The sequence below is a fragment of the Bradyrhizobium sp. 22 genome (genome assembly GCF_000482425.1).
Classification (GTDB): Bacteria; Pseudomonadota; Alphaproteobacteria; order Rhizobiales; family Xanthobacteraceae; genus Bradyrhizobium; species Bradyrhizobium japonicum_B.
In genome coordinates this window covers 1,488,357-1,503,107 of record NZ_KI519399.1, presented here as the reverse complement: position 1 = coordinate 1,503,107, position 14,751 = coordinate 1,488,357, and the positions used below count along the sequence as shown (strand labels likewise).

Here is a 14,751-nt window from a genome sequence, read left to right as displayed (position 1 = left end):
TCTTCATACGAGGGCTCCGGTGTTGACGGTTCATGAGGTTGAACAAGACGCTGATGCTGCTTTGACCGTGATGAATCCAGTGATAAGATGTCAGGACCATGCTGAATCCTGCTCAGCTTGCGCGAATTGACGTCAGCCTCCTCGTGGTGTTCAGCACCGTGCTGGAGGAGCGCCAGGTCCTGCGCGCGGCCAACAGGCTCAATCTCACGCCGTCGGCAGTGAGCCACGGACTGCGGCGGCTGCGGCGCATCTTCCACGACCCCTTGTTCCTGAAAACGCCGAGCGGCGTGAAGCCGACGGAGCGAGCGCTCGCGCTAGCCGGTCCCGTCGCCGAGCTCCTGTCGCGCCTCGACGCGATCGTGTCGGCGACCGCACCCTTTGACGCAAGAACGGCGAGGCGTTCGTTCACGATCGGCGCACCGGATGCGCTGGCCGCGGTCTTTCTCGGCTCACTCCTCGAAATCCTGGCCCGGGAAGCACCGGGGATCGACATCCGGCTGCTGCAATTGATGCCGCAACGTCACGGCAAGTCGTCGAGCGAGGTCTGGCAGGACACGCTGTCGGAGCTCGATTCGCACCGGCTCGACCTCGCCGTGCTTCCGACAGGTCCGCTGCCGTCGCGATACGTCGAGCGACTATTGTTCGAGGAAGACTTCGTCGTCGCCATGCGCAAGGGCCACCGCATGGCCCGCAAGGTCACGCTTGCCGCCTATCTGGCGGCACCGCATCTGCTGGTTTCAGCGATCGGCGATGCGCTCGGCATCGTCGACGTCAGGCTTGCCGAACGCGGCCATTCCCGCCGCGTGGCGCTGACCGTGCCCAATTTCATGATGGCGCTGGGGCAACTCGCCGAGAGTGATTTCATTGCGACCTTGCCGCGCCATCTGGTCGAACGCCATGCCGCGCGCTTCGACCTCGTGATGCGTCCCGTGCCGTTTCCGTGGACGCCGGATCCGGTGCGCGTCGTCGCCTCGCAAGCCGCGATCGCAGATGCCGGTGTGGCTTGGTTGTTCGAGACGCTGGCGCGCTGCATCAGTTCAGCGGCGCGTTCAGCACCTAGGCGTCGCGCCTCGGCCTGATGCCGGCGCGGGCAGCCGGCCGGCGATGCAAAGAAACCTCAGGCCGCGCGGACCGTCTCCAGAAATCTGCTGACCTCGATCTTCAGCCGGCTGCTGTCGCTCGACAGCGACTGCGCCGCCGAGAGCACCTGCGAGGAGGCCGAGCCGGTCTCGGTCGCGCCCTGCCTGACACTGCTGATGTTGGCGCTCACCTGCGTGGTGCCGGCTGCGGCATTCTGCACGTTGCGCGAGATCTCGCTGGTCGCGGCGCCCTGCTCTTCCACGGCGGCGGCGATGGTGGAGGAGATTTCCGACAGCCGTTCGATGGTGCCGCCGATGGTCTTGATCGCGCCGACCGAGTCCTGCGTCGCCGTCTGAATGCTCGAGATCTGCCGGCCGATGTCGCCGGTCGCCTTCGCGGTCTGCTCGGCCAGCGCCTTCACTTCCGAGGCCACCACGGCAAAGCCGCGGCCGGCTTCGCCTGCGCGCGCGGCCTCGATGGTGGCGTTCAGCGCGAGCAGATTGGTCTGGCCTGCGATGGCGTTGATGAGCTCGACCACGTCGCCGATCCGCGCGGCCGCCTTCGACAATTCGCCGACGCGATCGTTGGTCTGCCCGGCCTGGCTGACGGCCTCATCGGCCATGCGCGCGGAGGCCTGCACCTGGCGGCTGATCTCGTTGACCGAGGCGGTGAGCTCCTCCGCGGCTGACGCAACCGACTGCACGTTGGTCGCGGCCTCTTCCGAGGCGGCCTCGACCAGCGTGGCAAGCTCGGTCGACCGGCTCGCGGTCGTGGTCAGCGACGTCGCCGACGCCTCGAGCTCGTTGGCGGCCGACGAGACGGTCTCGACGATCTCGCCGATCTCGTCGGCGCGGCCGAGCCCCGGAAGCACGATGGCGAAATTGCCGTTGGCAAGCTCGATCATCGCAGCGCGCATCGCGGTCAGCGGCTTCGATACCGAGCGGCCGATGAAGATGCCGAGGCCGAGCACTGTCGTTGCGATCAGCGCGATCGCGACCGCGATCCAGAACTGGATGCCGGTGCGTTCGGCCTCGTTCAGGCGATCGGCTTCGGCGCGGATGCGGTCGACCGACGTCGAGACCTGCTCGATCACGGGCTCGACCGCCGCGAAGGCCTCGGACATCGCCTTCAATTCGGCCGCGAGCTTCAGCGCGGTCTCCATCCAGGCGGTGAAGTCGCGCTGATAGTCGGCGAGCTTCTGGCGCAGCTCGGCCCTGGCGCCGTCGGGAATGGCTGCCGCGTCGACACCCGCCGCGAATTCGGACGCACGTTTCTTCATCTCGTCGCCGTATCTGGCGTCGCGGCGCAGCATGAAATCCTTCTCATGCCGGCGCATCATCAGCATGGTCACCTTGAGCTGCGAATTCTGGAGCTGGTCGACCTGGCTCTCGATGCCGTGGACGGAGGCGCGCAGACGGCCTTCGAGGCCGGACTTCTCGTCGAGGCCGAGCCGCTGCCGTTCCGCGACCACGACGGAAAAGCGCGCCTGGTAGGTCTTCAGCGATGCGTTCATCGCGTCGATCTCTTGCGCCAGCTCGGGCTTGCCGAGGGCCGCGACCTTGCCCCTCAGCGTTTCGATGTCGAGCGCCACCTGCCGGCCGATCTCGACCTGCCGCTGCGCCTTCGCCGGATCGCTGCGCAGCAGGAAATCCTTCTCGGCGCGGCGCGCCTCGAGCAGCTCGACCGCAATCCTGTTGTTCAGCTCGAACACGGTGCGCGCATCCTCGGCGGCGTCGCGATAGACCGCCATGGCGCGCTCGCCATAGAGGTGGATGCCGCCGATCAGGACGACGCCGACGACGCCGATGACGCCGATCGCGGTGATCTTGTGGGTAAGACGAAGTGAGAGACGCCGCATCTGACGAGAACCCGGTGGTGGTCGATACGCTCGATGAAGCGATAATGCGTAAAATCTTCCGTTAATCTGCGGGCACGTACAAATACGTGTATTCGCAGCAATACTCGCCCTTGCGCCCGGTTGAGTGCACAAGCAGGTTCCGAAAACGAAACACGGCGCCTTGCGGCGCCGTGTTGGCGATGTTCAAGCCGTAGGGCTTTCGGATCGCTCAGTGATAGATCTCGAACAGGCCGGCGCCGCCCTGGCCGCCGCCGATGCACATCGTCACCACGCCCCACTTGGCCTTGCGACGCGCGCCTTCCTGCAGGAGGTGGCCGGTGAGACGGGCGCCGGTCATGCCGAAGGGATGGCCGATCGCGATCGAGCCGCCGTTGACGTTGTACTTGGCGGGATCGATGCCGAGCTGGTCGCGGCAGTACAGACACTGGCTGGCGAAGGCCTCGTTGAGCTCCCACAGGTCGATGTCGTCGATCTTGAGGCCGGTGCGCTTCAAGAGCTTCGGGATCGCGAACACCGGGCCGATGCCCATCTCGTCGGGCTCGCAGCCGGCGGTGGCCCAGGCGACGAAGCGGCCGAGCGGCTTGAGGCCGCGCTTCTCGGCGTCCTTGGCTTCCATCAGCACCACGGCGGCGGCGCCGTCCGAGAGCTGGCTGGCATTGCCGGCGGTGACGAACTTGCCGGGGCCCTTCACCGGCTCCAGCTTGGCAAGGCCCTCCATCGTGGTGTCGGGGCGGTTGCACTCGTCGCGGTCGACGACGTAGTCGACGATGCTCTCGGCCTTGGTCTGCTTGTCGACCACCTTCATCTTGGTCTTCATCGGGACGATCTCGTCCTTGAACTTGCCGGCCTGCTGCGCCGAGGCCATGCGGCGCTGCGATTCCAGCGAGAACTCGTCCTGGTATTCGCGGCTGAGCTTGTAGCGCTCGGCGACGATGTCGGCGGTGTCGATCATCGCCATGAAGATGTCGGGGGCGACCTTGAGCAGTTCCGGATCGACCGATTCCTTCGGCGTGCCGCCGCCGGGAATCGAGATGCTCTCGACCCCGCCGGCGACGATGCAGTCGGCACCGTCGGAGCGGATCGAGTTGGCGGCCATCGCGATGGTCTGCAGTCCCGAGGAGCAGAAGCGGTTGACCGAGACGCCGGCGGTGGTCTTCGGCAGGCCGGCGAGCAGCGCGGCCTGGCGGCCGATGTTCGGCGCGCCATGGGCGCAATTGCCGAGATAGCAATCCTCGACATAGTCCTTGTCGACGCCGGCGCGGTCGACCGCGTGCTTGATGGCGTGGGCCGCCAGCGACATCGGCGGCGTGATGTTGAACCCGCCGCGGCCGGATTTCGCGAGGCCCGTGCGCGCATAGGAAACGATGACGGCTTCACGCATTGTTTTCTCCCTGGTCGAATGATTCTGAACGGAGCGTGGTTACGAGGCGTTCTGGGCGCCATTGGTACACAATGTTTGGCGGGTGCGGGAATTTAAAAGCAGTCGAGCAGGAGCCTAGACCGTTCCGCAGCTCGGAATATCTGCGTGCCGCCGGCCTTCGAAGCTTCGACGAGTCCAAACAGGCGCAGAGTTCGCAAGCCGACCTTCAAACCGACACCTGCGGAGATGGCCCGTCCAGCAGGTTGAACAGCCATTCGATGCCGGCATCCATCAGCGCGACCTTCGGGACGATGGCACGAAGCAGAAAGCTTCGCATCGGCAGCGGTGAATCGATGCCGAGCAAGCCAAAGCGGGCACCGTGAACATCGAGAAGCCCTTTCGGCAGGGCGGCGATCAGGTCGGTTTCAGCGACAACCGCCATCAAGAGCATGAAGCTCGGAACGGTCATCGCGACGCGGCGGGACAGCCCTCTGCTGGCAAGGACATCGTCGACATAGCCGCGGGGATCGCCTGCGGAGGAGACGATGACGTGCTGCATCTCGCAGAAGCGTTGCAGCGTCGGTTCATCCGCGAAGGCATGGCCGCGACGGACGGCGATCTGGAACCTGTCTTCGAAAACGATCTTGGACACATAGCGCGCTGGAACGTCGTCGATCGGAACCACCGCGATGTCGGCTGTTCGCGCATCCAACGCCGCGAAGGCTTGTTCGCGCAGCGCGTATCGCAATGCCATGTCGATGAAGGGCGCCTCTTGCTGAACGACCTTCAGCAATCGAGGCATCATGACGGCGGCGATCGCGTCGGGCGCACCGACCGTGGAGCGGCGCCGCGAGCAAGCCGGATCGAACGGCTCTGCCGTCGCTACGACCCGCCGTGCACGTGCCAGGACGTCTGCAATGGCATCGGCGAGTTGGAGAGCGCGCTCGGTGGGAACGACGCCTTTCGGCGTCTTGAGAAACAAGGGGTCGTTGAACTGCTGCCGGAGCCGGCCAAGTCCATGGCTCACCGCCGACGGGGTCACATGCAGACGCGCCGCAGCTCTGGCGACGTTCCCCTCGGCGAGCACGGCCTCGAACACCGGAAGCAGGTTGAGGTCGACTCGATTGAGCTGAATGTCATTCATGATGTTCGTGAAATTATATCGGCAAACTGATTTTGTGACAACGACGACCAATCTTCGTGCAGCCTCAAAGAACCGCTGCTCGTGAAAATCAATTGTTCATTCAAACCCTTACGGAGAATTTCGATGTCTTTTGCCACCCCTCTCCCGCCATGGCTCCTGCGCACTGCAGCGGCCTCGATCCTCCTGTTGACGGCCGGCAGCACCGGCGCTCATGCGTCCCGCGCCAGCGGCACGATCGCCGGCAACGGCTTCAGTTCCACCGTCCTGAAGGTCGTTTCCGAGAATGGCACCGCGTGGACCAAGATCGAGGGCAGCACCATCAGTCTGCCCATCAAGGTCCTCATCACGACGCCGTCGTATCCGATCGTGAACTACAAGGTGCGTCAACTCGGCCACCCCGAGGGCATGTATTTCGTCAACGTGTCTCCCGACAAGAAGCACGACGATGGGGTGAACTTCTCGGCCACCTATGAAGGCTCGACCGACTTCATGACGGCAGCAGAGAAGCAGGCGATCATTGCGACCTGCAACAAGATGCTCAGCCAAGGCAAGGGCATTCGCGAAAGCCACAACACCTTCGGTTCGGTCGGCGTCGAGCTGATCGCCTCGTTCCTGACACCGAGCCACGATGTCGGTCCACTTCCTTCCGGCGGACTGGGAGCGCCGCACAAGCACAGCGCCAACGTGGCCGTGCCGGTGAAATGCGAAGGCAAGCATGGCAAGGCCGACGACGTCGCCGCCAAGGAGCCGAACTTCGGCGTCAGGGACATCCACCTCCGCTTCATGACCTCTGCCGGCCATGTCGCGAGTCCCAATCCCGGGGCGAAGTGCCAGATCACCCACGCCCGCGTCCGCGTCGCCACCAGCAAGGCCGGCGGGGTGAAGTTCAAGCTCTGGACCAAGGTCGGCAACGAGCCGATGCAGAGCCAGTTCGTGGAGGCCTGGTCCTCGTTCGTTTCGCCGGGCAAGTACGAGGCGGTCTTCACCAAGAAGATCTCGGTGTCGAAGACGACGAGCGTGCAGGCGATGGCCGAGGACAAGACCAACCCGATCGGGCAGTCGACGGGATGGAAGCAGGTCTCGCTCGACTGCACCGGCGCCGGCGGCGGCGGCTTCGCCGGTACGCCCGGCACGGCCAATCCGTCGGACAAGCGAGTGCCGGCCCGCGTCTTCCTCGGCGAAGCACGGCCGATCCCCAACGCTCCGCCATCCCGGCCGAAGGTCGGCGAAGCCAGGCTTCCGCCTATGCCGCAGGCCGATGCCGCTCAGGCGAAGGATCGGTTCTATCCGTCGAAGCCGCGCGTGAACTAACGGTCCACCGAGAGACCCACCGATTGCCGCCGGGCGAACCTCAAACGGATGGAGGTTCGCCCGGCCGGCGCAGAAAGGTCTCTCGTCAAGGCAGCGGCGGCTCAGTGCGATGGTCCCTATGAGGGAGCCGAACCGATCCTACCAATGAGCCTCGAACCTCGACCAGGGTCCGGTGGAATCTCCCGCACTCAGAACGTCAGCGCCTTGGCCTGCTTGACCTGCGGCAGCGCCTGCACCTTGGCGAGCAGGTCGGCCGGCACCGCGCCGTCGACCTCGACCAGGGCGATGGCATCGCTGCCGGGCGCGACGCGGCCGAGATGGAAGGTGGCGATGTTGAGCTTGGCGTCGCCGAGCAGGCTCGCGAACCGGCCGATGAAGCCCGGCTTGTCCTCATTGGTCACGTAGATCATCGACTTGCCGAACTCGGCGTCGACCCGGATGCCCTTGATGTCGACGAGACGCGGCTTGCCGTCGGCATAGACGGTGCCCGAGACCGACCGCTCCTGCCGCTCGGTGGTGACGGTGACGGTGATCAGGCTCTCATAATCGCTCTGGGCGGCGCGGACGATCTCGTCGACGACCATGCCGCGCTCCTTGGCGACGACGGGCGCGGACACGACGTTGACCTCGCCCAGCATCGGGCGCAGCAGGCCCGACAGCACGGCCGAGGTGATCGCCTTGATCTTCATCTCGGCGACATGGCCCTCGTAGGTGATCTCGACCTTGAGGATGCCGCTTTCCGTGAGCTGGCCGGCGAACGAGCCGAGCTTCTCGGCGAGCGCGATGAACGGCTTCAGCTTCGGGGCTTCTTCGGCGGTGATCGAGGGGAAGTTGACGGCGTTCGAGATCGCGCCGGTGAGCAGGTAGTCCGACATCTGCTCGGCGACCTGGAGCGCGACGTTCTCCTGCGCCTCGGTGGTGGAGGCGCCGAGATGCGGCGTGCAGATCACGTTGGGATGGCCGAACAGCACGCTCTTGGTCGCGGGCTCCTCGACGAACACGTCGAAGGCGGCGCCGGCGATGTGCTTGGCATTGAGCGCATCGACCACCGCCTGCTCGTCGACGAGACCGCCGCGGGCGCAATTGATCAGGCGCACGCCCTTCTTCATCTTGGCGATCGCGGCCGCATCGATGATGTTCTTGGTCTTTTCGGTGAGCGGGGTGTGCAGCGTGATGAAGTCGGCGCGCTTGAGCAGGTCGTCGAGCTCGACCTTCTCGACGCCGATATCCTTGGCGCGCTCCGGCGACAGGAACGGGTCGAACGCGATCACCTTCATGCGCAGGCCGAGCGCGCGGTCGGCGACGATCGAGCCGATATTGCCGCAGCCGACGACGCCCAGCACCTTGCCGGTGATCTCGACGCCCATGAAGCGGTTCTTCTCCCACTTGCCGGCCTGGGTCGAGGCATCGGCCTGCGGGATCTCGCGGGCGAGCGCCAGCATCAGGGTGATGGCGTGCTCGGCGGTCGTGATCGAATTGCCGAACGGCGTGTTCATCACGATGATGCCCTTGGCCGTGGCGGCGGGGATCTCGACGTTGTCGACGCCGATGCCGGCGCGGCCGATCACCTTGAGGTTGGTCGCCTTCTCCAGGATCTTGGCGGTCGCCTTGGTCGCCGAGCGGATCGCAAGGCCGTCGTAATTGCCGATGATCTCGGCGAGCTTGTCCTTGTCCTTGCCGAGATTGGGCTGGAAGTCGACCTCGACGCCGCGATCCCTGAAGATCTGAACGGCAGCGGGCGAGAGCGCGTCGGAAATGAGAACTTTGGGTTTGGTCATGGGAATGATCCGTGGTGCGAGCTGCATTTACGGAACGTCATCCGCGGGCTTGACCCGCGGATCCATCTGCCTTGATTGATGGATGGCCGGGTCAAGCCCGGCCATGACGAGATGAGAGAGAACGCGACGAGCGAAGCCTGCTTACGCCGCCTTCGCGAGCGTGGCCTTGGTCTCGGCGAAGGCCCAGTCGATCCACTGCGTCAAGAGCTCGACGTCCCTGGCTTCGACGGTGGCGCCGCACCAGATGCGCAGGCCCGCGGGCGCATCGCGGTAATAGGCGAAGTCGTAGCCGGCGCCTTCCTTCTCGACCAGCGCAACCAGCTTCTTGGAGAACTCGGCTTGCGCGTCCTCGGACAGCGAGGTGATCGCGGGATCGGTGAACTTGAGACACACCGAAGTGTTGGAGCGGATCGAAGCGTCCTTGGCCAGGAAGTCGATCCAGGGCGTCTTCGCCTTCCAGTCGGCCAGCACCTTGGTGTTGGCGTCGGCACGCGCGATCAGCGCCTTGAGGCCGCCGATCGACTTGGCCCAGTTCAGCGCATCGAGATAATCCTCGACGCAGAGCATCGACGGCGTGTTGATTGTCTCGCCGACGAAGATGCCCTCGTTGATCTTGCCGCCCTTGGTCATGCGGAAGATCTTCGGCAGCGGCCAGGCCGGCTTGTAGGTCTCGAGCCGCTCCACCGCGCGGGGCGACAGGATCAGCATGCCGTGCGCGGCTTCGCCGCCGAGCGCCTTCTGCCAGGAGAAGGTGACGACGTCGAGCTTGGCCCAGTCGAGCGGCTGGGCAAAGGCTGCGGACGTCGCGTCGCAGATGGTCAGGCCTTCGCGGCTCGCGCTGATCCAGTCGGCGTTCGGCACGCGTACGCCGGAGGTGGTGCCGTTCCAGGTGAAGACGACGTCGCTGCTGGGATCGACCTTGGAGAGATCGGGGATCTCACCATAGGGTGCGTTCAGCTTGGTGACGTCCTTGAGCTTCAATTCCTTGACGATGTCGCTGACCCAGCCTTCGCCGAAGGATTCCCAGGCGAGCGTGGTGACGGGCCTTGCTCCGAGCAGCGACCACAGCGCCATCTCGACCGCGCCGGTATCCGAGGCCGGGACGATGCCGATGCGGTAATCGGCGGGCACCTCGAGCACTTCGCGCGTCAGATCGATCGCGAGCTTGAGCTTGGTCTTGCCGACCTTCGCGCGATGCGAGCGGCCGAGCGCTGCGTCCTTGAGATTTTGGGCGTTCCAGCCGGGGCGCTTGGCACAGGGGCCGGAGGAAAAATGCGGCACGTTCGGCCGCGAAGCGGGCTTCGCTACAGTCATCGTCTACCCTTCCAGATAGTAAGCCTCCCGTTGGGGGGAGGTGTCCCGCCGCGGCTGATACGGGAATCGGGCTGGGCAGTCAAGGAAGTTCCGGCGTCTCACGCTGGAGTGAAGGCGCGTCCGGTGCGATATCGGGGGATTCCACGACCGCGAGCGCATTCAGCAGGTCCGTGGCCTCGCTGATCAATTGCGCGGCGCGGCGGCGGCTGCCGACCTTCAAAATGCATTTGTCGTTGGCCTGCACGACATAAGCGTTGCCGACCTTGATCATGGAATAGCTTGTCATCGAAATCCCCGAACCGACCGAGCCCGGTTTCTGACGCTGCCTAGCACCGTTCGTTCCTTCATCAACGTGAACGACCAGCGGGTAGTTTACCGGCTCTTAACACGAACGAATGCGCGCTCTGAATTTGCTGATCGTGCAACGCTCGCGCGGAGCCGCCTCAGAAGCGGACGGTCATACCGACGTGACTGGCCGTGAATCCAAGCCGCTTGTAGAAGCGCTGCGCGTCGGCTCGCGTCTCGTGCGTCAGCAATTCGACCAGATTGCAGCCGCGTGCCTTGGCTTGCGCCACGGCCCATTGCACCAACTGCTCGCCGATGCCGCGGCTGCGACAATCGGTGGCAACGCGCACATCCTCGAGCAGGCCGCGGCTGCCGCCTTGCGAGCTGATGCCCGGCAGGATGGCGAGTTGCAGGCAGCCGACCACCCTGCCCTCGGCCTCGGCCACCACGAGCGCAAGATTCGGATCGCACTCGACCCGCGCGAACGCGTCGTAATAGGCGGCGGGCAACGGATCCTCAACGCGCTCCCGCGCGCGGCCGAGATGATCGTCGGCCAGCATCGCCACGATCGCGGGAACGTCGTCGCGGCGTGCGCTGCGAATGGAGACGCTGCTCATGTCGACAACTCCAAGCTCAGCGCGCCGGCGGAAGGCCGAGAAACGCCTCGACATCGCCGATCCAGCGGCGGACCGACGCATATTTGCCGAGGTCGAAGCCGCCTTCGTGCGCCACGCGGGTATAGGCGAGCAGCGAGACGTCGGCGAGCGAGACCGCTTCGCCGGCGAAAAAGCGGCTGGCCGCCAGATGCCGCTCCATGCGGTCGAGCGCCGTATAGCCGCGCTTGACCTTTTCGGGGTCGAGCTCGGATGCGTCCTTGCCGAGATAGACGAGCAGGAAGCGGCACACCGCGATATAGGGCTCGTGGCTGTACTGCTCCCAGAACAGCCATTCGTCCATCTTCGCGGCCGTAAAGACGTCGCGCGGAACGAGCGCGCTGTCGCGGGCGAGATAGCGGATGATGGCGTTGGACTGCGCCAGCGTGCGGCCGTCGTCGAACGCGACCGTAGGCACCTGGCCGGCGCTGTTCATCTCGAGGAATTGCGGCGTGCGCGTCTCGCCCTTGCGCGTGTCGATCTCGATCCACTGATAGGGCAATGCAAGATGATCGCAGACCCACTTCACCTTCAGACAGTTTCCGGAATTGCTGTCGCCGTAGACCTTCATCGCCGCCGCCCCGTTGTGAAGCGACAGAGCATCAGGACGGAGCGAAGCTGTCAACCGCGGCGCGGCGAGCTCGTGTCAGAACTTGTAGCCGAGGCCGGCGCGGACGGAGTGGATGTTCGATTCGATGTCGGACGTCACGCGCTGGTATTCATATTCGGCACGGGCGAACAGTCCGCCGACCAGCATGACATCGACACCGGCGCCGGCGGAGTAACCGTAGACCAGCTTGGTCTTGGTTGCGAACGACGTGGGCGCTGGCGGCAGCGTCGGTACCGGCGATGCCGAGACGGTGCGCTCGACAGTCTGGCTGCCGAGGCCGCCACCGAAGAAAGCGTAGGGCAGGAAGCATCCCCAGGCGTAGCCGGCGCGCATGCGCAACGAGCCGAAATCGGAGATGCCGACGACCGCCGATGAATCGGTGGTGGCAAGCAGCGCGCCCGTGGTGGGGTCGAATCTCTGGCCGACCGATCTCGACGTCGACTTGAAGCCGCCATGAATGTAGTTCGCCTCGACGCTGAGAACGACATCGTCCCATTGTCCGTTGTAGCCGGCGAAGGCGCCCCAGCCGGCGCTGCTGCTTTGCGCGCTGGCGAGACCCAACCAGGGGTAATTCCCGGTCGGCCTCCAAGTTGCCTGAAGGTCGCTGTTGATGTTCGAGTCGATCTTAGATGTGACCGTGCCGTACTCGCCCTGGCCGCCGATGTAGTAGCCCTGCCAGTTCGCCCGGACATTGGTCAGCCCGTCGGTGAAGCTGCCGCGCAGGATCGGCAGGTCAGGCATATCGGCCGCGTTCGCGGCAGACACCGTCCCCAAGATCGCTGCCGCCAACAAAAGCCCACGCATCGCAACGCTCCATCGAACCCGAACTGTTGCGATGATCATCGCCCGTTAACCTTAACCAATGGTTGCGCCGGAGGCCTTGGGCGGAGCCCGCCATGAAAAATGCACACAGCAAAACGGCGCGGGATGATCCCGCGCCGTTAAGAGAGCTTAACCGTGAGGCTTGTCAGCGAGAAGGCTTGCGATCAGCCCTTGGTGACGAGCGGCGGCGGCGCGTAGACCGGCGGGCTGTTGAGATCCCAGCGCACACCGAGCTTGACGTCGTGCGAGGTGATGTCCTTGATCTTGATCGAGGTCGGGCCGGAGGCGCTGTTGTCGAACAAGCGATAATTGCCGGGCGCGCCGTCGCCGAGGTTCATGTAGCTGTAGGCCAGTTCGACCGTGAAGCCGGGATTGACCTTGTAGGCCAGACCGGCGTGAGCGGCCCAGGCCAGGTTCCACTTTCCGTGGTCGCCAAAGTAGGCGACGCTGTTGGACAGCACGCCGCCAGAATACGAGACGCCGTCGTCGCGGAAACCGCTGATCTTGTTATAGGAGCCGCCAACACCGGCGCCGATGAACGGGGTGATGCACCACCAGGTGCCGAGATCGACATAGGCGTTGGCCATGACGACCCACTCGGACTTGCTGCCGCTGTAATTATTGACGCCGACGAAGCCGGGTCCGACGACATTGTCGCTGCCGTGCAGAGTGGCCTTGCCGCGATACTGGCCGATCAAATCGGCGCGGAACCAGCTGTTGAAGCGATAACCTGCGCCGAGACCGAACAGCGGCGAGGAGTCGAAACCGAGGCCTTCCGTCGTCTTCGAATACCCGGCCGGCAGGGCGCTCTCGATGCGCTTGGCGCTCTGGTTGGTCATGCCGATGTCGCCGCGCAGATACCAGCCGCCGAAGTCGGCGGGCGGAGCCGGCGGCGCGTACATGGGAGGGGGCGCTGCGATCGGCATATCGGCGGCGAAAGCCATCGACGAGATCAGGGTTGCCGCACCCGCGGCAAGGAGAGACTTAACGCTACGCATTGGCTTCGTCCTTTTGGCCGGTGAGGCAAATACGCAGGCCTCACGTTCTGGAAACTCACGTAGCGGACGATGCCAGCAAATGTTTAAGCGCCACTTAACCCTAATTTTTAAGGTTGATTTTTTCTCTACTCTCGCGCGTACGGCGCCCGAGCGTTGCAGGAATGCCGCATCAAGTGCGGCGACCTAAACGCAATTGCTAACGATCGGTGAAAGTGCGCTGCAGCGGGAGAGGAAGCGTTAACGCGTGTGCCGCGGCAGCTTGGGCAGGAACACCGCAAGCAGGCCGATCGCCGGCAGATAGGCGCAGACCTGGTAGACGAACTCGATCGAGGTGCGATCGGCTAGCTCGCCGAGCACCGCGGCTCCGAGGCCCCCGATGCCGAAAGCAACGCCGAAGAACACGCCGGAGATCATGCCGAAACGATGCGGCACCAGCTCCTGCGCGAACACGATGATCGACGACGTCGTCGAGGAGATGATCAGGCCGATGACGATGCTGAGCACGGCGCTGCCGACGAGCCCGGCATAGGGCAGCGCCAGCGTGAACGGCAGCGCGCCCAGGATCGAAATCCAGATCACGATCTTGCGGCCGAAGCGATCGCCGAGCGGGCCACCGAGAAACGCGCCGACCGCGTTCGCCGCCAGGAAGATAAACAGGTAGATCTGCGCGGCCTGCGTCGACACGCCGAAGCGGTCGATCAGATAGAAGATGTAATAGCTCGACAGGCTCGAGACGTAGAGCTGTTTCGAGAACAGCAGCGCCACCAGCACGAGCAGCGCGATGGCGACGCGGCGCGAGCTCGGCGCGCCGGGATGGGCTTGAACCGCCGCCGTCTTCTTCGCCTTGATCTGCGGCGCGTACCAGCGCCCGATGCGCCACAGGATGAGGATGGCCAGGAACGCGATCGAGGAGAACCAGGCGATGCTGCCCTGCCCGAACGGCACCACGATCAGCGCCGCCAGCACCGGCCCCATCGAGGTGCCGAAGCTGCCGCCGAGCTGGAACACCGATTGCGCAAAGCCGTAGCGGCCGCCGGAGGCGAGCCGCGCGATGCGCGCGGACTCCGGGTGAAACACCGCCGAGCCGAGGCCAACCAGCGCGGCGGCGAGGAGGATGACGAGATATTGCTGCGCGGCGCTAAGCAGCAGCAGGCCGAAGAAGGTCGAGGCCATGCCGATCGCCAGCGAGTAAGGCTGCGCCTTCTTGTCGGTGTAGTGCCCGACCACGGGCTGCAGCAGCGAGGCCGTGAACTGAAAGGCCAGCGTGATCATGCCGATCTGCGCGAAATCGAGCGCGTAGGTGTCCTTCAGGATCGGATACACCGAGGCGATCAGCGACTGCATGGTGTCGTTGAGGAAGTGCGAGAAGCTGATGCCGGCGAGCACGATATAAGCCGGCCCCGCCGCCTTGGCAGCTGACTTGGCGCCGGGTGCGACGTCAGCGACGACGACGGGCTCGGTCAGCGTTTCCTCTGAGACGACGACGGGCTTGTTCAATGCAGCGATCCCGGCGCGGCGAGCCGCCGCGACCTGCTAGG

13 protein-coding genes are annotated in these 14,751 nt (G+C 64.7%); 2 read left to right on the top strand and 11 right to left on the bottom strand.

What is annotated here, in order from left to right:
- The first annotated feature begins 98 nt into the window (after positions 1 to 98).
- Positions 99 to 1,079, top strand: a complete 981-nt coding sequence (locus tag K410_RS0108470) for a LysR family transcriptional regulator (protein WP_028134451.1) — start codon at positions 99 to 101, stop codon at positions 1,077 to 1,079.
- Between the two features lie 38 nt (positions 1,080 to 1,117).
- Here the strand turns inward: K410_RS0108470 and K410_RS0108465 are convergent, their stop codons facing one another.
- The 3 genes from K410_RS0108465 to K410_RS0108455 all read right to left on the bottom strand — a co-directional run bounded on the left by K410_RS0108465 (position 1,118) and on the right by K410_RS0108455 (position 5,442).
- Entirely contained in the window at positions 1,118 to 2,938 is a 1,821-nt protein-coding gene (locus K410_RS0108465; protein ID WP_028134450.1) for a methyl-accepting chemotaxis protein, read from the bottom strand.
- A gap of 208 nt (positions 2,939 to 3,146) precedes the next feature.
- On the bottom strand, positions 3,147 to 4,319 hold the full coding sequence (locus K410_RS0108460; protein ID WP_028134449.1) for a thiolase family protein: 1,173 nt from the start codon (positions 4,317 to 4,319) through the stop codon (positions 3,147 to 3,149).
- A gap of 205 nt (positions 4,320 to 4,524) precedes the next feature.
- On the bottom strand, positions 4,525 to 5,442 hold the full coding sequence (locus K410_RS0108455; RefSeq protein WP_349509793.1) for a LysR family transcriptional regulator: 918 nt from the start codon (positions 5,440 to 5,442) through the stop codon (positions 4,525 to 4,527).
- 123 nt (positions 5,443 to 5,565) lie between these two features.
- Between K410_RS0108455 and K410_RS0108450 the strand changes: the two genes are divergently transcribed.
- Positions 5,566 to 6,753, top strand: a complete 1,188-nt coding sequence (locus tag K410_RS0108450) for a hypothetical protein (RefSeq protein ID WP_028134447.1) — start codon at positions 5,566 to 5,568, stop codon at positions 6,751 to 6,753.
- A gap of 188 nt (positions 6,754 to 6,941) precedes the next feature.
- Here K410_RS0108450 and serA read toward each other — a convergent pair whose 3' ends face one another.
- The 8 genes from serA to K410_RS0108410 all read right to left on the bottom strand — a co-directional run bounded on the left by serA (position 6,942) and on the right by K410_RS0108410 (position 14,710).
- A complete protein-coding gene (serA, locus tag K410_RS0108445; RefSeq protein ID WP_028134446.1) occupies positions 6,942 to 8,531 on the bottom strand; it encodes a phosphoglycerate dehydrogenase in 1,590 nt (529 codons plus the stop codon).
- 141 nt (positions 8,532 to 8,672) lie between these two features.
- On the bottom strand, positions 8,673 to 9,845 hold the full coding sequence (locus tag K410_RS0108440; protein ID WP_028134445.1) for a phosphoserine transaminase: 1,173 nt from the start codon (positions 9,843 to 9,845) through the stop codon (positions 8,673 to 8,675).
- Positions 9,846 to 9,924: 79 nt separating this feature from the next.
- Positions 9,925 to 10,116, bottom strand: a complete 192-nt coding sequence (locus K410_RS0108435) for a hypothetical protein (RefSeq protein WP_245269340.1) — start codon at positions 10,114 to 10,116, stop codon at positions 9,925 to 9,927.
- A 172-nt stretch (positions 10,117 to 10,288) separates the two neighbouring features.
- Positions 10,289 to 10,747: a GNAT family N-acetyltransferase gene (locus tag K410_RS0108430; RefSeq protein WP_028134443.1), complete on the bottom strand. Its 459-nt coding sequence runs from the start codon at positions 10,745 to 10,747 to the stop codon at positions 10,289 to 10,291.
- 16 nt (positions 10,748 to 10,763) lie between these two features.
- Entirely contained in the window at positions 10,764 to 11,354 is a 591-nt protein-coding gene (locus K410_RS0108425) for a glutathione S-transferase family protein (protein ID WP_028134442.1), read from the bottom strand.
- A 75-nt stretch (positions 11,355 to 11,429) separates the two neighbouring features.
- Positions 11,430 to 12,197, bottom strand: coding sequence for an outer membrane protein (locus tag K410_RS0108420; RefSeq protein WP_028134441.1), 768 nt, complete (start codon positions 12,195 to 12,197; stop codon positions 11,430 to 11,432).
- Between the two features lie 182 nt (positions 12,198 to 12,379).
- Positions 12,380 to 13,213 carry an outer membrane protein gene (locus tag K410_RS0108415; RefSeq protein ID WP_028134440.1) on the bottom strand — a complete coding sequence of 278 codons (834 nt, stop codon included), beginning with the start codon at positions 13,211 to 13,213 and terminating at the stop codon, positions 12,380 to 12,382.
- A 237-nt stretch (positions 13,214 to 13,450) separates the two neighbouring features.
- The gene (locus K410_RS0108410; protein WP_028134439.1) at positions 13,451 to 14,710 is read right to left on the bottom strand and encodes an MFS transporter; all 1,260 of its coding nucleotides are present in this window, start codon (positions 14,708 to 14,710) and stop codon (positions 13,451 to 13,453) included.
- Positions 14,711 to 14,751 lie beyond the last annotated feature (41 nt).

Bases quoted from the DNA above. Each gene is read 5' to 3' on its own strand.
- K410_RS0108470 (WP_028134451.1), top strand. From the start codon at position 99: ATGCTGAATCCTGCTCAGCTTGCGCGAATTGACGTCAGCCTCCTCGTG.
- K410_RS0108465 (WP_028134450.1), bottom strand. From the start codon at position 2,938: ATGCGGCGTCTCTCACTTCGTCTTACCCACAAGATCACCGCGATCGGC.
- K410_RS0108460 (WP_028134449.1), bottom strand. From the start codon at position 4,319: ATGCGTGAAGCCGTCATCGTTTCCTATGCGCGCACGGGCCTCGCGAAA.
- K410_RS0108455 (WP_349509793.1), bottom strand. From the start codon at position 5,442: ATGAATGACATTCAGCTCAATCGAGTCGACCTCAACCTGCTTCCGGTG.
- K410_RS0108450 (WP_028134447.1), top strand. From the start codon at position 5,566: ATGTCTTTTGCCACCCCTCTCCCGCCATGGCTCCTGCGCACTGCAGCG.
- serA (WP_028134446.1), bottom strand. From the start codon at position 8,531: ATGACCAAACCCAAAGTTCTCATTTCCGACGCGCTCTCGCCCGCTGCC.
- K410_RS0108440 (WP_028134445.1), bottom strand. From the start codon at position 9,845: ATGACTGTAGCGAAGCCCGCTTCGCGGCCGAACGTGCCGCATTTTTCC.
- K410_RS0108435 (WP_245269340.1), bottom strand. From the start codon at position 10,116: ATGATCAAGGTCGGCAACGCTTATGTCGTGCAGGCCAACGACAAATGC.
- K410_RS0108430 (WP_028134443.1), bottom strand. From the start codon at position 10,747: ATGAGCAGCGTCTCCATTCGCAGCGCACGCCGCGACGACGTTCCCGCG.
- K410_RS0108425 (WP_028134442.1), bottom strand. From the start codon at position 11,354: ATGAAGGTCTACGGCGACAGCAATTCCGGAAACTGTCTGAAGGTGAAG.
- K410_RS0108420 (WP_028134441.1), bottom strand. From the start codon at position 12,197: ATGCGTGGGCTTTTGTTGGCGGCAGCGATCTTGGGGACGGTGTCTGCC.
- K410_RS0108415 (WP_028134440.1), bottom strand. From the start codon at position 13,213: ATGCGTAGCGTTAAGTCTCTCCTTGCCGCGGGTGCGGCAACCCTGATC.